The organism is Larkinella harenae (assembly GCF_054780515.1).
Genome location: NZ_BAAGWE010000001.1, coordinates 2,073,116 through 2,091,233 on the forward strand (window position 1 = coordinate 2,073,116; position 18,118 = coordinate 2,091,233).

Below are 18,118 nucleotides of genomic sequence, written 5' to 3' on the forward strand. Positions count from 1 at the left end.
TACAGTTTTCCTGCGTCAGCTACCGAAAACTGTATACCGAATACAATAACAACCCTTACCCCATGATCTTTTTTCAACGTCAACTAACCGTCCAGAGGTGGTTTCTTCTTATCGCGACTGCGTTGCTGCTGCCAACCCTTAGCCTGGCTTTTGATTCGAAAACAGGCAGTTTTCGGGCGGCTGTCGTCAAGGTCGATATTACCCCGGAAGGACACCAGATGCTGCTCGGCTATGGAGCCCGCCGATCAACGGGCGTTTACGACAAAATTTACCACCGCATCGTGGTGATGGACGACGGCAAAACGCAGTTTGTGATGGCGTCTTCCGATATCTGTGTGATGTCTCCTACCGAATACGATAAAGTGGCGGCCCGGCTTTCGAAAGAACTGGGGATCGATCCGGTCAATTTCTGGTGGACACTGACCCATACGCATTCGGCGCCGGAAGTGGGCCCGCCCGGTTTGCCCGAGCTGTTTATGGGCGAGCGGTATCGCCATCAATTCGACTCCGATTATACTGAAGTCGTGGAGCGAAAGCTGATTGAGGCCGTCCGGGAAGCGCGGAAAAATCTGGCACCGGCCCGGCTGGGTGTCGGCTGGGGATTATCCAATGCCAATATAAACCGCCGGGGCAAGGGTGTTGACGGTAAAGCCTTTTTAGGCATGGACCCCGACGGGGCCGTTGATCGCCGGATTGGGTTAATCCGGCTGGAAAAGGCCGATGGCAGCCCGTTGGCCTTGCTCGGAAACTACCCGATTCATGGCACCGTGATGGGGGGAGAAAACCTGCTGATCAGTGGCGATGCGCCCGGGGTGGTCGCTGAATACGTGGAACAAAAGGTTGGGGCACCGATGCTTTTCATCAACGGGGCCGCCGGCAATTTAGCCCCTATCTACAGCGTTTACCCAAGTCCGCAGGCTGGTAGGTTGCACCAGTTCAAGGTGTTATTGGGCGATAAAGTCATTGCTGCCAACAAAAACCTGAAAGCGACCACCGATCAGGTGGTCCTCAAATCGGGCGGGATTACCGTCGAAACGCCCCGGAAAGAAGGATTGGGCTGGCTCCCGTATCTGAGGGACTATACGCGCACCACGAAAGCCGGGACCAACCTGGTTCGGTTGCCGGTTCGGTTTCTGCACATTAATGATGACATTGCGATCTGGAGTGCCCCGCTGGAGCTGTTTTGTGAAATCTCAAACGAGGTCAGAGATCGTTCGCCTTACCCGTATACCTTTTATTATGGGTACACGAACGGGTGGCTGGGGTACTTGTTGACGGAGGCCGAAATACCGCACGGAGGGTATGAGGTAACCGTTTCCCCGTTTTCGCCTTCGGCCGGGAAAGACCTGACCGATGCGGTTATTAATCACTTACAAGGTAAAAAATAACGTTCTATGAAGCGAAATGGATTGTTACGTGCTTCGGCCCTGTTGGGGGCGTTGATCAGCTTGTCGTTTTTGGGTGGAATCGAGCCGCCTTCCCAAACGGCAGCCCCCATCACCTGGCCGAACGGGAAGAAAGTGGCCGTCAGCCTGAGTTTCGACGACGCACGTCTGAGCAACGTCGATAAGGGGACGGCTCTGCTCGACCAATACGGGGTTAAAGCCACCTTCTTTGTGGTGCCGTCGGCCGTCAAAAAAAGATTGGAAGGCTGGAAAAAAGCCGTTTCCAGCGGGCACGAAATGGGCAACCATTCCGTCAATCACCCGTGCAGCGGCAACTTTGTCTGGTCGCGGGAGAAAGCACTGGAAGATTACACGCCCGAGAAAATGCGGGCGGAGCTCATCGAAGCCAATAAGCAGGTGCAGGAGTTGCTGGGTGTGAAACCGGAGGTGTTTGCGTATCCGTGTGGACAGATGTTTATTAATCGTGGGAAAAATACACAAAGTTATGTTCCCATAGTTGCCGATCTGTTCATCAGTGGGCGGGGCTGGCGCAACGAAGCGCCAAACGATCCGACCTATTGCGACATGGCGCAGATTTACGGAATGGAAATGGATGGCAAGGATTTCGGCGAGATCAAAGAACTGATCGAAGCCGCCCGCAAATCCGGGCAGTGGCTGGTGCTGGCCGGTCACGAAACCGCCGAATCTGGCTCGCAGACCACCCGGCTGGCCATGCTAAAGCAACTGTGTGAATACGCCAAAGATCCCGCCAACGGCGTTTGGATTGCGCCGATCGGCGAGGTTGCCAAATACGTCCAGAAACAACGAAAATAGAGATGGTAAGCGGTCAGTCCCCGGTTTTTGGCCGGGGCGCTGATTGATCGTCGTCAGTTCAGTTTACGGTTTTCAGGTTACGGTTGGCTGACGCCTTCTTTTGGAGCATCAGCCAACCGTAAACCAGTAGTGATATTGAGAATTTTTGCTGCCAAACAGATGAAGAAACTAGTGGGCCGTTCGGCTTTTTTGGGGTTGCTGGCGGGCTTTGTCGGTCTGGTGGGCTTATTGGGGTTTTCTGGAGAAAACCGTGCTGAAAAAAGACCCCAAACCGCTCCGCAGCGCGCAGAAATTCGCAAAGAACGGTTTGGGCAAACCGCCGACGGAACGCCCGTCGATCTCTTTACGCTCGACAACAAAAAAGGAATGGTTGTGAAGATTACCAACTTGGGCGCCACCATCACGTCGATTGTCGTACCGGATAAAAACCGTCGGCCCGGCGACGTGGTGCTGGGTTTCGATAGCTTAAAAAGGTATCTGTCCGGACAGCCGTACCTGGGCGCGGTGCTGGGTCGTTACGGCAGCTTCATCAGCCACGGCCGGTTTTCCATCGACGGAAAAGCGTACAAACTCGCAACCAATGCCGGAACCAATCACCTGCACGGCGGCACCGTCGGATTTGATAAAAAAGTTTGGCAGGCGAAGGAGATTCGGTCCGGTCAAAACGTAGGCTTGCAATTGAGTTACCAGAGCCCCGACGGCGAAGAAGGATTTCCCGGCAATCTGGACGCGAACGTTACGTTTACACTCACCGCGCGCAATGAACTCCGGATCGATTACGAAGCCCGGACCGATCAGAAAACGCACGTCAATCTGACGCATCACAACTATTTCGACCTTTCGGCGGGCCAAGCTAGGAATATACAGCAACACGAGGTCCGGATCGATGCCAATCGGTACGTGGTCATGGATTCGAAAATGGTACCCACTGGCGAACTTTGGGCAGTGAGCAATACCGCGCTGGACTTCACGAAACCCACCGCCATCGGAGCGCGGCTGAACCAACTGCCCGGTGCCTACGATCATAATTTTGTGTTGAACCGGTCGGATGATAAGAGCATACGGTTGGCGGCTACGGTTTTTGAGCCACTCAGCGGACGGTTTCTGGAAGTTTCCACCACCGAACCGGGCCTTGAACTGGCCACCGCCAACTGGTTGAATGGCAAGCTGAACGGGAAAGGAAACCGGACGTATGCCAGCCAGGCCGGATTCTTGCTGTATCCGCAACACCTGCCGGACTCGCCCAACCAGCCCACCTTTCCGCCGACACTACTGGAACCCGGCCAGGTGTATCGTCAGACGACGGTTTACCGTTTTTCGGTAAAAAACAGCAAACCATAATCAAAAACCGCCTGATTGAGTAGAAAACGAGGCAGCAAGGCTTCCGAATTTAAGTCGATTCGTTCCATTTATGCGCCTTTTCTTCTTCTCGTTAAGCTTCTTTTGGGTAGTAACGTCAACGGTTTTACAGGCTCAGACCACCGAAACGGTTTCACCCTGGCACAGCTTTGAAAAAGTAGAATTTAAACTGCACGATATTCCCGCCCGGTACATTCGGCCCCGTAAACCGCTGCCGGGCAATCCGTGGGTCTGGCGCGCCCATTTCCCCGATTGGCACATCGAGATGGACAGCATGTTGCTGGAGCGCGGTTTCCATATTGCCTACATCAACACCAACGATCAGTACGGTGCACCAAAGGCCATGATGGCCTGGGATGATTTTTACCACTACCTCACTTCCGTGAAAGGCTTTGCGCCGAAAGTGGCGCTGGAGGGCGTTAGTCGGGGCGGTTTGTACGTCTACGGCTGGGCCAAACGCAATCCGGCTAAAGTCAGCTGCATTTACGCCGAAGCCCCGGTTTGCGACTTCAAGAGCTGGCCCGGCGGCAAAGGCAAGAGCAAAGGCGACGCCAAATCGTGGCAGCAATTGCTGGAAGTTTACGGCTTTTCGGAGCAACAGGCGCTGGATTTTCCCGATCAGCCGATGGACAACCTGGCCGGACTGGCGGCTTATAAAGTGCCGCTTCTCCACGTCATCAGTCTGAATGACAAACTGGTGCCCAACGATGAGAATACATTTTCGCTTGTCGACCGCTACCTGAAATTAGGCGGACCGGCCACGGTTTATTCGATGTCGCGCGGGGCACAAAAGCTGGAAGGTCATCACTTCCCGATTGAACATCCCGAACGGTGGGCCGATTTTATTCAGCAGCATTCGTATCCGGTTCAAAAACCGCTGAGCCCGCAACCGTACGTGCAAATCCGAAACGGTTTGTCCAATGTGTACCGAACCATCATGGAGCAGAAAAAGGCAACGGTGGCGTTTTTGGGCGGTTCTATTACGCACAATCCGGGCTGGCGCGACAAGGTGAGCCAGTATTTGCAGGAGCGGTTTCCGCAGACCGAATTTACGTTCATCAAGGCCGGCATTCCGTCGCTGGGGAGTTTGCCACATGCGTTTCGGGTGGAACAGGATGTGTTGAGCAAAGGGAAGATTGATCTGCTGTTTCTGGAAGCCGCCGTCAACGACCGGACCAACGAAACCGATAGCCTGACGCAGCTTCGGGCGCTGGAAGGCATTGTGCGGCACGCCCGCCAAGCGAACCCAATGGTGGACGTCGTGCTGATGGAATTTGCCGATCCGGATAAGTTTGGCGATTTCCGGCAGGGCAAAAAACCGGTTGAGCTGGCCAACCATGAACGCGTAGCCGCTCATTACGGCCTGCCTTCCATTGATCTCGCGCGAGAAGTCTACGACCGGATGGCCGCGAAAGAATTTTCGTGGGAATACGATTTTAAGGATTTGCATCCGTCGCCGTTTGGACAAGAGATTTACTTTCAGACGATTAAGTATTTGCTCAATGCCAGCTTTCAATCGGCTGATAAAACTGCAAAGTTGCTGGTGGCCGCCACGGCTCCGCTGAACCGTGGCAACTTCGAACGGGGCCGGTATGTACCGATTCAGGAAGCAAAACTGGGAAACGGCTGGAAGCTGGTCGACAACTGGAAACCCGCAGACGAGGTTTCAACCCGCGCCGGTTTTGTGGGCCGCCCCATGCTGGAAACCACCACGCCGGGGGCCACACTGACGCTTAATTTTACGGGAACTGCCGTAGGCATGGCGATCGTGTCGGGGCCAGACGCGGGTGTTGTCGAATACCGCATCGACAACGGGCCGTACCGCAAAATGGACTTGCAAACACAGTGGAGCCAGCAATTACACTTGCCCTGGTACAAGCTCTTTGCGAGCAATCTGCCGGATAAAAAACATACCTTGCAACTACGCATGGCACCCGCCAAAAAGGACAAAAGTAAAAGTGGTGCCTGCCGGATTGTGTACTTTCTGGCCAACTGATGAGACCGGGCCTTAAAAACATGCCAGGTCTTTGAGACGGGGTCGCCTAGACGGGGCTGGTTTGAAATCGGTGGTTTGAAATCATTGATAATAGTAAATTTGCCGGCTTATCCTCTTTTTAGTTGGAATCAAATTCATTCTTCCGAACCCTCATGGAAAAAGAACCTTTTAACGCTTTGTCCCGGCGCAAATTTATAGGGCAGGCGTCGGCGGCTATGTCGGCTTTTCTGATCGTGCCCCGGTTTGTACTCGGTGGCTCGGGCTACCGCGCGCCGAGCGATATCATCAATCTCGGTTTTATCGGAACCGGCAAACAAAGTCGCGGATTGGCGCGTAACTTTTTAGCCACGGGCGAAACTAAAATTCTGGCGTCGGCGGAAGTATACAAAGCCAAACGGGATCTGTTTATTGAACAGACGAAAACGTACTACACCAGTGAAGAAGGCAAGGCTAAAGTGAAGGGAGTACATCCGGAAATTCAGGCCTATAACGACTTTCGGCAGTTGCTCGACCGCAAGGATATCGACGCCGTAGTCATTGCTTCTCCCGATCACTGGCACGCGGTGATGGCCGTAAAAGCCGCCGAAGCCGGGAAGGATATTTACTGCGAAAAACCGCTGGCGCTGACCATCAAGGAAGGACGGGCGATGGTAAACGCGGCCCGCAAACACAACCGGGTATTTCAGACGGGTAGCATGCAGCGCTCGTGGCCCGAATTTCGGCAAACCGCCGAATTGATCCGGAACGGGTATCTGGGCGAAATCAAAAGCATCAAAGTTAATGTAGGTCCCCCGCCGAAAAAATACGATTTGCCCGCCGAAACCATTCCCGCAGGATTGGACTGGAATTTGTGGCTCGGCCCCAACCAACCGGTTTCGTTTAATTCAGAACTGGCACCGCCGTTGTCGAAAGACGTGTTTCCAAACTGGCGGAACTACAAGGAGTTTGGGGGCGGTATGGTGACCGACTGGGGCGCGCACATGTTCGACATTGTGCAATGGTCGCTGGATATGGATGGTAGCGGGCCGGTTGAGGTGATTCCGCCGGATGGCAAAGACCATAAATTTCTGACCTACCGCTACGACAATGGCATTACGATGACCCACGAACCGTGGGAGTGGAACAATGCCATTGAATTTACGGGTTCGGAAGGAACGTTGAAAGTTCAGCGGAAGAAACTTGAAACGACACCCGCTTCGTTGAAAGATAAGGTAATTGGGCCGGATGAAAAACACGTTTACCACAGCGAAAACCACTACAAGGATTTTCTGGATGCCATGCGGAAACGCAGCAAACCCATTTGCGACGTGGAAATTGGCCACCGGACCGCATCGGTCTGCACCATCGGAAATATTGCCTACGAACTGAAACGTCCGCTAAGCTGGGATGCGAAAAAGGAACAGTTCAAGAAAGACAAAGACGCTAATGCGATGCTGGGCCGTTCGTTGAAGGACGAGTGGGCGATTAAATTATAACTCATAGCGAATTTCTTCATAGCGATTTTCGTAGACACATTTTTCAGCCCACGGGCGGGTCGTCCCGCGTTGGCGTACCGATTGCGATTAAACCGTGGGCTGAAATGTAGTTAACTGCTATTTTTGAACGGTTAAAACCGTTTTGTTCCTTCAAATGGAATGAATTTTACCAACTCCCTACATGCTAACCTCTATTAAGACAGGGAAGATCGCAACCGCCCTACTCGTGACGGCGGCAACGGCCTGGAGTTTTTACGGCTGCAAATCGCCCAAGGCGGCTACCGGCCAGACCCAAAATCAAGCGGCCGCGCAAACCGTTGCCGCAGCTCCGGCTCCTGCGCCGAAAACGCCCCGTATTCTGGTGTTTTCGCGGACGAAAGGCTTTTACCACGAGTCCATTCCGACCGGTATTGCGGCTCTCCAGAAGCTGGGCCAGGAGAACGGGTTTCGGGTGGATACGACCAAGAGCGGGGCGTATTTCGTGGAAGACAGCCTGAAAAATTATAGCGCCGTGGTCTTTCTGAGCACCACCGGCAACGTGCTGAATGCCGACCAGCAGGTGGCCTTTGAACGCTACATTCAGGCCGGGGGCGGTTACATGGGAATCCACGCGGCCGCTGATACCGAATACGACTGGCCCTGGTACAACAAACTCGCCGGCGCGTACTTTTTGCACCACCCCAAACAGCAGAAAGCCGCCATTGATGTGGTCGACAAAAACCACCCGTCGACGAGCTTTCTGCCCGACCGCTGGGAGCGTTTTGATGAACTGTACAGCTACAAAAGCATCAACCCCGACGTGAAGGTGCTGGCGAAACTCGACGAAACGACGTACGAAGGAGGCCGCAACGGCGATAACCACCCGTTTGTCTGGTACCACGAGTTTGACGGGGGCCGGGCTTTCTACACGGGCGGGGGCCACACCCACGAGAGTTTCAGCGAACCGCTGTTTGTGCAGCACCTGCTCGGCGGTTTGAAATACGTAATCGGCGACAACAAAGACCTCGATTATTCGAAGTCGTACGCCGTGAAAACACCGGACGAAACGCGGTTTGTCAAGACCGTTTTGTCCAACGACCTCAACGAACCGATGGAACTGGCCGTGGCGCCCGATGGCCGGGTGTTTATGGTCGAGCGGCCCGGTAAGTTTTACATGTACGACCCGAAAACCAAAAGCACCAAACTGGTCTACGATTTTCCGGTTAAAGCCGTGGAAAAATACCTGAACGGTCTGCTGGGCATGACCATCGACCCGAATTTTGCCAAAAACCACTACCTGTATTTCTTCTACACGATTCAGGATGGTGAGCAGACCAAGCAGCGCATCGGTCGGTTTGTGATGAATGACGACGGTACGCTGGACCTCAAGTCGGAGAAAGCCATCATTGAGTTTCCGATTGACCTGGAAGTGAGCGCGCACACCGGTGGGTCGATGGCCTGGGACAAGCACGGCAACCTGTTTATTTCAACGGGCGACAATACCGTGCCATTTGAGTCGAGTGGTTTTTCACCAACCGACTGGCAGGCCGGGCGGCTGACGTTTGATGCGGCCCGTTCGGCGGGAAACACGAACGATCTGCGGGGTAAAATTCTGCGCATTCACGTTGAACCCGACGGTTCCTACACGATTCCCGACGGCAACCTGTTCCCGAAAGGCACGGCCGGAACCCGGCCCGAAATCTACGTGATGGGCTGCCGGAATCCGTACCGGATTTCGGTTGATCCGGAAACGTCGGTGGTGTATTGGGGCGAAATTGGCCCGGATTCGGGTACCGACGGTCCTCAGGGACCGCGTGGCTACGATGAGTTCAACCAGGCTAAAAAAGCCGGGAATTTCGGCTGGCCGTTCTTCGTCGGCGACAGTAAACCGTACAAAGCCTACGATTTTGCGACGAAAGCCGTGGGTGCCGAGTTCGACCCGAACGCACCCGTCAACAATTCACCGAACAACACCGGACTGAAAAATCTGCCGCCGGTGACGAAGGCAATGGTCTGGTATCCGTATAGCAAATCGACGGAGTTTCCGGAACTCGGAACGGGCGGTCGGTGCGCCATGGGCGGTCCGGTGTACCACTTCGACCCGACCCTGCAATCGGATGTGAAACTGCCGCAGTATTACGACAAGGCGCTGTTTATGTACGACTGGATGCGGAACTGGGTGTATGCGGTGCGGCTGGACGAAAACCAGAACTACAAACGAATGGAAGCCTTCATGCCCGCCCGCGGGGATTTTCGCCGTCCGGTTGATATGGAAATTGGGCCGAAAGGTGAGATTTACATGCTGGAATACGGTTCGGTGTACGGTATCGACAACGACGATGCCCGGCTGGTCAAGATTGAGTATAATCCCGGAAATCGGGCTCCTGTAGCCAGCGTAATGGCGCGGGATACCATCGGTCTGGCTCCGCTGAAAGTGGCTTTCAGTAGTCGCCGGAGTTACGATTTCGATGAAGACGATAAACTGAGTTACGAATGGCGCTTTGAGGGTAGCCAGGTTGGTTCGACCGAAGCCAATCCAACCTATACGTTCCAGAAGAACGGTATTTACCACGTCACGCTGAAAGTAACCGACCCGGCGGGGGCCAGTTCCGTGGATACGCTGGAAATCAAGGTCGGAAACACGCTGCCGCAGGTAGCCATCGCCACAACCGACAACAGCACGTTCTTCTTCGCCGGTCAGACGCCGTTCAAATACACGGTAAACGTGACGGACAACGAGGACAAAACGATTGACAAGAAAAAGGTAAAAGTGGCTCTGAATTACATTCCGAAAGTGGCCGGTAACGAGCCGCTGGTGGGGCATCAGCAGATTACGAGCACCTTCAACCTGGGCAAGAGTCTGATGCAGGGCAGCGACTGCAAAGCCTGCCACCAGATCAACGGCAAATCGGTTGGACCGGCGTTTATGGAAGTCTCCAGGAAGTATCGGGGTGATAAGGGTGCGGTAGCGCGGCTGGCCAGCAAGGTGATTACCGGCGGGGGCGGTGTCTGGGGAGAGCACGCCATGAACGCCCACCCACAGCTGTCGAAAGAAGACGCCACCGAAATTGTGAAGTACGTGCTGGCGCTGTCGATGCAGCAGCCGGACGTAACCTTGCCGCAGCAGGGCGCAACGGTGTTGAAGGAACACGTGGGCAAGGAGCAGACGGGCCGCTACATTCTGTCGGCGTCGTACACCGACAAGGGCGGGGCCATTACGCCCCTGACCAGCAGCCAGAGTCTGATATTGCGTCCGGCTAAAGTAGCCGCTGGAGAAGCCGATGAGGTGTACAACATGAATCGTCAGCGCGGACGGCTGGCGGCCACCCGCAACAAGGCGTATTTTGTGCTGAAGGGGGTGGATTTGAAAGGCATCCAGAAGTTGACCTACGAGATTGCGTCGAAAGACCAGGACGGCACGATTGAGGTGCGGACGGGTTCGCTGAAAGGGCCGGTGATCAGCACGGTCAACTACACGGCTACCGGTGCCTGGAACAAAACCACCGAGCTCACCGCCCCGATTCAGAACCCCGGCGGCAAGCAGGATCTCTACTTCGTGTTTGTAAAAGACGACCCGAAAGCCCAGAACATCGGCGCCTTGAGCTGGGTTGCGTTTGAGAAGTAAGTTTAGAAATGCTTTCAATGAAAATCCCCCGTAACCTTCAGATTGCGGGGGATTTTTGTCGTTAAAAAGGTCGGAAAACAACCGGACGGTTTTTTCAGTAATTCAGTTTCGCCAGGTAGTCGAAATCATACTTGGCGCTTTCCATGGCGGTTTTCGGGTATTCTTCCTGTTCGACAAAAAAGTACTTCATGCCGTATTTATCCATGCTTTTGAGCATTTTCAGGATGTCGATCTGGCCTTTGCCAAATTCCGTACTTTCCTTGGTCTTTCCATCCATGTCTTTCAGGTGCCAGAGCGGAAAACGGCCCGGATATTTCTCAAAATACTTGATTGGGTCGTTGCCCGTCAGGATGGCCCAGCCCAGGTCCATTTCCATTTTGACCAGATTCTTGTCCGATTTTTCGATCAGAATGTCGTACAGCACCTTGCCGTCTTTTTTCTCAAACTCGTAATCGTGGTTGTGGTAAGCAAACACCAGGTTTGCTTTTTTACAATCTTCAGCGGCTTTGGAGAACAGATCGGCGCAACGCTCATAATTGGCGACGGTTTGCCCCTCCGAGGGCAACGACGAACACACCAGGTAGGTTTGTCCGGCTTCGGCGGCCATGTCGACCGAGCGCTGCCAGTCTTTATCGATGTGCACGTGACCGCTGCGGACGTTCATGCCCAGGTCGTTGGCCACTTTCTTGATTTCTTTTGGCTGCAAACCGTAGAAATTTCCCTTCACGCTCCGGGCCGATTCAAGTTCCTTGTAGCCAATTTTGGCCAGTTGTTTCAGCGTACCCACGGCATCTTCCAGCATTTCTTTCCGGACGGTATACAGTTGAATGCCCACATTCTTCACTTTGGCGGCCTGGGTTAACGTAGGTAGAAAAAGTGCACCGGCGGCCAGGCTGCCTGATGCTTTCAGAAAATCGCGTCTTGTTGTCATGAATGAGTAGAATACGAATTAGTTACCAAAGATAGGCGATGAGGCAACGACGTTACCATTTTTTAAACACAAAAAACACCGCCAGCACAATCAATGCAAAGCCGACAATGTAATTCCATTTCACTTCTTCTTTCAGGTAAAAAACGGCAAAAGCGACAAAAACCAGCAGACTGACCACCTCCTGGATTGTTTTGAGCTGGAAAGCATTAAATTGATAGGAGCCAATCCGGTTGGCCGGAACAGCCAGACAGTACTCCAGGAGTGCAATGAGCCAGCTGATCAGAATGACTTTCCACAATGATTCTTCCTTGTAGCGCAGGTGCCAGTACCAGGCAGTGGTCATGAATAAATTGGAAAACAGGAGCAAAACGACGGTTCGCATAACGGTTTTTCAAAAGTGTTTCAGAAGATAGGTAGCTAATGGGGCTGCCGAACGGAAACCCGGTGTAAATCTCTGCGAACTCCGTGGGAAAACCATAACCTCTGCGCTTTTTTACGGTTATCTAAATCGTGAAGCCTACTTTTGATTTAACCCTGGTTTTGAGTCGGGTGGAAGAAGCCATCCGACCTTATCCGAAGGCCGCTATGTTCGACCTGTTCGAGCGCGGGTATTCGACGGTTTTTGAGCAGTTAATTTCGTGCATCATCTCCATCCGAACGCTGGACGAAACCACCATTCCGGTTTCTTTGCGGCTTTTTGAAGTGGCCCGAACGCCCGAACAACTGCTGGAGCTTAGTCCGGAAGCGCTGGCGAAACTCTTGTACGGAACGCAGTATCCTGAGCAGAAAGCCTACACGATGCTGGGCATTGCCAGGCGGGTGGTGGAGGAATTTGGCGGGCAGATTCCCGCCGACTTCGAGACATTGACTTCGTTTAAGGGTGTCGGCCCAAAATGCGCCAACCTGACACTGGGCGTTGCTACCGGTCAGGCAGCCATTAGTGTCGATATTCACGTCCACCGCGTTACCAACCGATGGGGGATGGTCCGGACGGCGCAGCCGGAACAAACGCTGAAAGCCCTGGAAAAGCAGGTGCCGGTGGAACAATGGATTGACATCAACCGGTTGCTCATGCCGTTTGGCAAACACATTTGCACCGGCACTTTACCGCGTTGTTCTACCTGCCCGGTATTGGCGTATTGTGAGCAGGTGGGCGTGACGAAACACCGCTAAGAGTAGTATAATCTACTGTTTTGCATTACGAAGTCTATCCTGTTCGAACTAATTGTCTTCTGAACGTTATAGCTCAAAATAGCCTTATTCATGTCGAAAAGTTTTGTATAATTACTTAGCGTAGTCAACTTTACAGGCAACAATGAAAAGGGCTGTACTCGTATTTTTCCTTGCTTTCACTAGTGCGTGTTTCAAGGAGGAGAATCCTGTTTTGCCAATGTTTACTCAGACGGGACAGAATACATTTGGGTGTATGATTAAGGACCAAGTTTGGGTGCCGAGGGAAAGTATGAATATTTTTGCTCTACAGGCAAGACCTGGTGCTTCTTATCATCCACGGGCTGGAAGATTATACATTAGTGCCAGTCAAACTAGCCAGGATAACAAAAGAAGCGGTTTCCTGTTGAATTTTTATAGAGATTCGACGGGGGTATTGTTGCCTGAATTTCAAACCAGTTGGGGGGAAAGGAATACGTTTTATTTTGATGATTCTGGCGCGTATTATGCCGAACCTAATTTTTCGGAGATAACAATTAGTAAGCTGGATACACTTCGAAATATTGTTTCGGGTACATTTTCAGTATCGTTACGCAATACGAAAACGAATCAATCATTGAAAGCAACAAACGGTGTCTTTGATTTTAAATTCAAGAAAATAGAATGATAGTTGCTTGGTGAAAGAGTGTTGCTCCCCTGCGTCAACGGCTTTTTCTGACAGGTTTGAAAAAGGAATTCGTCTGATTTATTTACGCATTAAATGCTATTTTTTATCGTTGCGATGAAGGGGCATTCTAATGTCTGAAACTTCGCTACTTACCGCAGCCACGCCCAGCGGGTTGCCCAATCCAGCAGGACGGTGCTGCGCCATTTCAAAACCGTTTGGGCACCCTGTTTGATGCCGTCAAAGAGAGCCGGGTCAGCGCGGTCGGTGTACCAGTGGGTGCCTAGCCGAAAATCTTCCGGTCTGCGTTTCCCTGGCCAGGTGTTGTTGACCACCAACTGCCCGGTTTGTTCCGGAAAGTCCGGAATAGAGGAACTGATCCGATACGTCAGCGTTTCGGTTTGCTTGGGCGAATACCGGACAACGTAATGGCCGTTGCCGAGGTAATGGCCCGGCCATTTTTGCTCACCCATCTGCGCCTGAACGGCCATCGTAAAACAACTGGAATCAGCCGGGATATCAATAAGTGGCCCTTCGAAATGGAATTCCAGTACCGAATACACCCGTACGGTATCGGATAGGCTCGTGTTGCGCTTGAATACATGCCGCGGACTGTGGGCGAATTTTTCAAAACTGCCACCCCAGTTTTCGCTGGTCGGATTGGCGGGGTCGCTGTTCATCAGATAGAGCAGGGAAGGTGTATCGCCCATTTTGATGTGGCCCTGGTAATACTTTTTAAAATCGGTGCCCATGTGTCCGGCCCCGTGGATATACCGTTCATAATAATGACGGTTGGTGAGGCTATCCGGAACGCCGTTGGATGAAAACAAACCGAAATACGAGCTGTTGGCTTCGATCAGCCACAGGTTGGGAAACTGGCTGGCGATGTAGGCATAGCTATTGACACTCCATTTTTTGTTGGGGCCACCGATCCAGTAGACCCTGATCTTACTTTGGATTTCGGGCGCGTCGTGCAACGCCTGAGCCAGGTCTTCCAAACCGCCCCAGACCAGCACCCAAAGCGGTTGCGAGCTTTTTCTGTTGGCGCATTGGATGATCCATTCCGATCCTTCGGTCGCCGTGGTGTAGCCTTTGTAGGGAGCCGCCCCGTGCTGGCCCTGTTTGCAGACGGCCCGCAGGGCATCCGGGGATGGGTAATCGTTCTGGTGTTGCTTTAATTGGGGAAGGTCCTTTTCGTACAAGTCAATCAGTTCGAGGATGTTTTGCGTAGAACCGTTGCCATAGGAGGGAGACGAAATCAGCCCTTCGGTCTGAAACAGGTTGCTGTACATCAGGAAATGAATCATTGACTGATTGTCGTCCGGGTCGGTTCCGCCGATGTCGGTGCTGATGAGAACCCGGGGCTTAACCCGGGGAGAAGGCTGGGCGTTGAGTGCCAGAGCAACCAGTACCAGTACGTGCATCAGGAACACTTTTCTCATACGGAATTTCGGCGGGAACAGTCGCAACCGGTTGGCCCGAAATCGGGCGTTTCACTGAAAGAGACCTCGCGGTTTATTAATTGCTGTACGGTTTTGTTAAATCAGGGCGATCGTGATTGTATAAAGACTTTACGGACCGGCGTATACTGATGCAGATAGTGGGTTTGTCAAAAGGGTATTTCACGCGAAAATTCCCCTACTAAATTAGTTTGTGAGTTTTTTAGCCCGTTTCTTCGCAGGATAGGAACTATGTATCCGCGCTGGCGTGTAGTAAACGTGTTATGAGGAAGAAATTGAAGAGACAATACCGCATTGCCAAATATGTACTTTATCGCGAAACCATTCTAGAACCGCTCGACCATGTCTGGACTTTTATAGGCACCTTCGTCGCCATTGCTTCCATTGGATTATTGCAACAGGCTGATTTTTCCCGGCAGGATAGTGTTTTTCTGATTGGCTCATTCGGGGCCTCCTGTGTATTGATTTTCGGTGCCACAAACAGTCCGCTGGCGCAGCCCCGCAACCTGATTGGTGGCCATCTGCTGGCTTCCGTCATCGGGGTGGCGGTTCACAAGCTTTTTCCGGACCAACTCTGGTTATCATCGGCTCTGGCCGTTTCGCTAACGATTGTTGGGATGCAGATCACCAAGACGATGCACCCACCGGCGGGTGCCACCGCTTTGATTGCAAACATTGGTTCGGAAAAAATCACCAACCTGGGTTTTTATTATACCCTTACACCCGTTATGTCGGGCGTTATGATTCTGTTTCTCACCGCCATTGTTATCAACAACATTCCTTCAAAACGTTCGTATCCGGTGAAGCCGCTATCCTGGACCCGGTTGTATCGAAAACGGATGCGGTCGATCATCCGCTGGCAATCAGAACGAGTCATGAATGGCGAAAACCGTTGACCCAGGTAGGAGAGACGGAGGGCGATCAATAGGTGTCGATAAGTTCTACCCGGGCATTGGCCAGATGGTCGGTGATGGGTACCTCGCAGGATAGACGGCGAAAACCGTCGATTTTGACAACGCAGGTGCCGCAGCTACCCATCCCGCTGCACAGGCCAAATCCGGGGATAAAAAGTACATCGGAGATCAGGCTCATCAGCGAGGGATAGTGATGCCGATGGGTTTGCACCGGCACGTCCCGTTGCTGGTAAATAAGTGTAAAATGAATGGTTTCCGTCGGCGAAGTCATCCGTGCAAATAAACTATTTATTGGCAGAAACCGGGTCCCGGTAGGTAAACCACTTCCACGAAATTTGTAGTTGGGCAGTCAGAAGTAATAAAAAGCCCACCCACAGGCCGGCAGAAACCACAAACAGGCTGTAAAAATAAGCAGGCAGGCTATCATTCAGAAAACGGTTCAAAATGGGTTCGGTTACCAGGATGGTTTCCAGAGCGACGAAAAATCCGATGCTGCTTTTGAGTGCGAAATCCGAAACCGTCAGATGCTTATCCTGGATCGCCTTGCCGAACAAAAAAAAGCTGATGACGCCGATAAATACCAGATGCAAATAGGCAATCACCAGCGAACGTTGTTCATAAGCCCATTGGGCAGCCCAGGGCAGCGCCGACGCCGTTTGAAGAAGGAGTTTGAGGATAAAAGCCAGCCAGGCCAGTCGGTAAAGGGTAAACGTCCACGGTTGGAGGTGTTGCCGGAAAGTAGCCCGACGTTGCCAGAGCCACCCGGCCAGCCAGCCGCCTGTTCCCAGTTGCAGGATTGCAGAAAAAGCTCCGAGCGCCCAAACAAGCTCCGGTGGATCGGTCCAAAGCGCTGAGAGGCTGTAACTGCTGCCGCAACTGATCACCCAGGCGACTAACCCGTATCGGCGAATCGGATCGGGGAGAACCACTTTCCAGCGTTCGAGTTGCCGCATGAGCAGCGCCAGAATCCCGAATACAAACCAGCCGTTGTACAGAAAATGCAGGTAAAAATAAAGGGCAAGGTTGTAGGCGTTGGAATGGGCCAACCCTTTTGCTTTCAGAATGCCCACTGCGTAAGGCCCCAGCGTCGATAAAAACAGAAAGCCGACTCCAAACCGTAGCAGCGTAGCCGAAAAAGTTTGGTCAGGACGGAGGTGCCGCCAAAGCTTGATGCCGATGCCGTAGGTAAGCCAGACGTGCAAGGTCGAGAAAAGAATGGACCCCGCTGCATAGCCCTGGATGGGGAAAAGTGCCAGCATTCCGGCCACTGAAAGTTGCAAGGCCAGCCACCAGTGCCGGTAGGTCCGGGCTTCTTCAGGAGCGACGAACTCACTCCAAATAGCTGTCAGTAAGGCATTGAATGCCCAGCCCAGCAAAACCACGTGCGAGTGGGCGTGTAGCCAATTCATATAGTTGAACGCTTCGACGGGCCAGAGGACCAGCATGCGCAGCCCCATTCCGATGGCACCCGCCAGGACCAGCCAGACCAGAGCCATTCGCCATTGCAGGGTAAAAACAGACGTGCGCAAGACGTCCTGATGGCGGGGCTGGGGAGGTTCTGTAAGCGTTTTCATACCGGTTTTTCGGAGATATTTCCGAACCCAAAGGTCGAAGTACGTTACTAAGCTACTCGACCAGGAAAGTTATCGTCAAAAATAGCGGAAGCCAGCTTTCCTGCCGTTGACCAGCAGTAGTAGCCAAGGATGATTTCAATCAGTTTTGGGGTACGGTTTATAATCTTAACGAAAGACTTGTCTGCCATTAGGGCCTTGATTAGGAGCCAAGTGGGTCGCGGGGCTGGCCCTTGGTTCACTTTGTTGCGGTTTTCTCTGGAACGCTGACGTTAGACAGAGTTCTGGTGAAAGGAAGCGAAATTTTATACTGACTTATTTAGGCAGAAAGAAACAGAGCCTTATATTTGCCCAGCTTAACACAAGCCAAACTTTAGGGGTGTTCGCCTTCGGGCGGGCTGAGATGATACCCTCTGAACCTGAACAGGGTAATGCCTGCGAAGGGAAAAGTGACTCGTTGGACCAAACCGTACGCGGCTGCGTAGGTGGTTTGGCCATTCATTTTCATCCTCCCCGCTGTTTGGCCGAACCGAAACCGGTTGCCAAATCATGCAAGTCAAACTCAATTCACAACCCGTCGATTGTCCGACAGCCAGTACGCTGCTGGGGCTGCTGCAAACGCTTGGTCTGTCCGACCAGAAAGGCATTGCCGTAGCCTGCAACGACCGCATTATTCCACGCGCCCGCTGGGGCCAGACTTCCCTTCAGGAAGCCGATTCTATCACGCTTATTCAAGCCACTCAGGGAGGATAATT

Annotated in this window: 15 protein-coding genes and 1 riboswitch; of the genes, 10 read left to right on the forward strand and 5 right to left on the reverse strand. The window is 52.7% G+C overall.

The features are described 5' to 3' along the window. Positions 1 to 62: 62 nt before the first annotated feature. From ACYVH9_RS08410 to ACYVH9_RS08435, 6 genes are all read left to right on the forward strand, one after another. On the forward strand, positions 63 to 1,388 hold the full coding sequence (locus ACYVH9_RS08410; protein WP_460635855.1) for a neutral/alkaline non-lysosomal ceramidase N-terminal domain-containing protein: 1,326 nt from the start codon (positions 63 to 65) through the stop codon (positions 1,386 to 1,388). Positions 1,389 to 1,394: 6 nt separating this feature from the next. Continuing rightward, a complete protein-coding gene (locus ACYVH9_RS08415; RefSeq protein WP_460635856.1) occupies positions 1,395 to 2,219 on the forward strand; it encodes a polysaccharide deacetylase family protein in 825 nt (274 codons plus the stop codon). Positions 2,220 to 2,378: 159 nt separating this feature from the next. Further along, positions 2,379 to 3,560 (forward strand): aldose epimerase family protein, encoded by a 1,182-nt coding sequence (locus ACYVH9_RS08420; RefSeq protein WP_460635857.1) that lies wholly within the window; start codon positions 2,379 to 2,381, stop codon positions 3,558 to 3,560. 70 nt (positions 3,561 to 3,630) lie between these two features. Continuing rightward, on the forward strand, positions 3,631 to 5,574 hold the full coding sequence (locus ACYVH9_RS08425) for an SGNH/GDSL hydrolase family protein (RefSeq protein ID WP_460635858.1): 1,944 nt from the start codon (positions 3,631 to 3,633) through the stop codon (positions 5,572 to 5,574). A 152-nt stretch (positions 5,575 to 5,726) separates the two neighbouring features. Continuing rightward, positions 5,727 to 7,049, forward strand: a complete 1,323-nt coding sequence (locus ACYVH9_RS08430; RefSeq protein WP_460635859.1) for a Gfo/Idh/MocA family protein — start codon at positions 5,727 to 5,729, stop codon at positions 7,047 to 7,049. A gap of 181 nt (positions 7,050 to 7,230) precedes the next feature. Beyond that, the gene (locus ACYVH9_RS08435; protein ID WP_460635860.1) at positions 7,231 to 10,653 is read left to right on the forward strand and encodes a ThuA domain-containing protein; all 3,423 of its coding nucleotides are present in this window, start codon (positions 7,231 to 7,233) and stop codon (positions 10,651 to 10,653) included. A gap of 94 nt (positions 10,654 to 10,747) precedes the next feature. Here ACYVH9_RS08435 and ACYVH9_RS08440 read toward each other — a convergent pair whose 3' ends face one another. Beyond that, positions 10,748 to 11,584, reverse strand: coding sequence for a TIM barrel protein (locus ACYVH9_RS08440; RefSeq protein ID WP_460635861.1), 837 nt, complete (start codon positions 11,582 to 11,584; stop codon positions 10,748 to 10,750). Positions 11,585 to 11,636: 52 nt separating this feature from the next. Beyond that, entirely contained in the window at positions 11,637 to 11,966 is a 330-nt protein-coding gene (locus ACYVH9_RS08445; protein WP_460635862.1) for a DMT family protein, read from the reverse strand. A 128-nt stretch (positions 11,967 to 12,094) separates the two neighbouring features. Here ACYVH9_RS08445 and ACYVH9_RS08450 point away from each other — a divergent pair, with 128 nt between their 5' ends. Next, positions 12,095 to 12,757 carry an endonuclease III domain-containing protein gene (locus ACYVH9_RS08450; RefSeq protein WP_460635863.1) on the forward strand — a complete coding sequence of 221 codons (663 nt, stop codon included), beginning with the start codon at positions 12,095 to 12,097 and terminating at the stop codon, positions 12,755 to 12,757. A gap of 142 nt (positions 12,758 to 12,899) precedes the next feature. Beyond that, positions 12,900 to 13,421: a Riean_0653 family protein gene (locus ACYVH9_RS08455; RefSeq protein ID WP_460635864.1), complete on the forward strand. Its 522-nt coding sequence runs from the start codon at positions 12,900 to 12,902 to the stop codon at positions 13,419 to 13,421. 149 nt (positions 13,422 to 13,570) lie between these two features. Here ACYVH9_RS08455 and ACYVH9_RS08460 read toward each other — a convergent pair whose 3' ends face one another. Then, positions 13,571 to 14,860 carry a nucleoside hydrolase-like domain-containing protein gene (locus tag ACYVH9_RS08460; RefSeq protein ID WP_460635865.1) on the reverse strand — a complete coding sequence of 430 codons (1,290 nt, stop codon included), beginning with the start codon at positions 14,858 to 14,860 and terminating at the stop codon, positions 13,571 to 13,573. A gap of 281 nt (positions 14,861 to 15,141) precedes the next feature. Between ACYVH9_RS08460 and ACYVH9_RS08465 the strand changes: the two genes are divergently transcribed. Continuing rightward, the gene (locus ACYVH9_RS08465) at positions 15,142 to 15,774 is read left to right on the forward strand and encodes an HPP family protein (protein ID WP_460635866.1); all 633 of its coding nucleotides are present in this window, start codon (positions 15,142 to 15,144) and stop codon (positions 15,772 to 15,774) included. Between the two features lie 25 nt (positions 15,775 to 15,799). Here the strand turns inward: ACYVH9_RS08465 and ACYVH9_RS08470 are convergent, their stop codons facing one another. Beyond that, a complete protein-coding gene (locus tag ACYVH9_RS08470; protein WP_460635867.1) occupies positions 15,800 to 16,063 on the reverse strand; it encodes a hypothetical protein in 264 nt (87 codons plus the stop codon). A 13-nt stretch (positions 16,064 to 16,076) separates the two neighbouring features. Further along, entirely contained in the window at positions 16,077 to 17,366 is a 1,290-nt protein-coding gene (locus tag ACYVH9_RS08475) for a hypothetical protein (protein WP_460635868.1), read from the reverse strand. Positions 17,367 to 17,728: 362 nt separating this feature from the next. After that, positions 17,729 to 17,826: riboswitch (TPP riboswitch) on the forward strand. 86 nt (positions 17,827 to 17,912) lie between these two features. On the opposite strand from ACYVH9_RS08475, the gene thiS reads away from it, so the two are divergent. Beyond that, a complete protein-coding gene (gene thiS, locus ACYVH9_RS08480; RefSeq protein WP_460635869.1) occupies positions 17,913 to 18,116 on the forward strand; it encodes a sulfur carrier protein ThiS in 204 nt (67 codons plus the stop codon). Positions 18,117 to 18,118: the final 2 nt, after the last annotated feature.

Bases quoted from the DNA above. Each gene is read 5' to 3' on its own strand.
- ACYVH9_RS08410 (WP_460635855.1), top strand. From the start codon at position 63: ATGATCTTTTTTCAACGTCAACTAACCGTCCAGAGGTGGTTTCTTCTT.
- ACYVH9_RS08415 (WP_460635856.1), top strand. From the start codon at position 1,395: ATGAAGCGAAATGGATTGTTACGTGCTTCGGCCCTGTTGGGGGCGTTG.
- ACYVH9_RS08420 (WP_460635857.1), top strand. From the start codon at position 2,379: ATGAAGAAACTAGTGGGCCGTTCGGCTTTTTTGGGGTTGCTGGCGGGC.
- ACYVH9_RS08425 (WP_460635858.1), top strand. From the start codon at position 3,631: ATGCGCCTTTTCTTCTTCTCGTTAAGCTTCTTTTGGGTAGTAACGTCA.
- ACYVH9_RS08430 (WP_460635859.1), top strand. From the start codon at position 5,727: ATGGAAAAAGAACCTTTTAACGCTTTGTCCCGGCGCAAATTTATAGGG.
- ACYVH9_RS08435 (WP_460635860.1), top strand. From the start codon at position 7,231: ATGCTAACCTCTATTAAGACAGGGAAGATCGCAACCGCCCTACTCGTG.
- ACYVH9_RS08440 (WP_460635861.1), bottom strand. From the start codon at position 11,584: ATGACAACAAGACGCGATTTTCTGAAAGCATCAGGCAGCCTGGCCGCC.
- ACYVH9_RS08445 (WP_460635862.1), bottom strand. From the start codon at position 11,966: ATGCGAACCGTCGTTTTGCTCCTGTTTTCCAATTTATTCATGACCACT.
- ACYVH9_RS08455 (WP_460635864.1), top strand. From the start codon at position 12,900: ATGAAAAGGGCTGTACTCGTATTTTTCCTTGCTTTCACTAGTGCGTGT.
- ACYVH9_RS08460 (WP_460635865.1), bottom strand. From the start codon at position 14,860: ATGAGAAAAGTGTTCCTGATGCACGTACTGGTACTGGTTGCTCTGGCA.
- ACYVH9_RS08465 (WP_460635866.1), top strand. From the start codon at position 15,142: ATGAGGAAGAAATTGAAGAGACAATACCGCATTGCCAAATATGTACTT.
- ACYVH9_RS08470 (WP_460635867.1), bottom strand. From the start codon at position 16,063: ATGACTTCGCCGACGGAAACCATTCATTTTACACTTATTTACCAGCAA.
- ACYVH9_RS08475 (WP_460635868.1), bottom strand. From the start codon at position 17,366: ATGAAAACGCTTACAGAACCTCCCCAGCCCCGCCATCAGGACGTCTTG.
- thiS (WP_460635869.1), top strand. From the start codon at position 17,913: ATGCAAGTCAAACTCAATTCACAACCCGTCGATTGTCCGACAGCCAGT.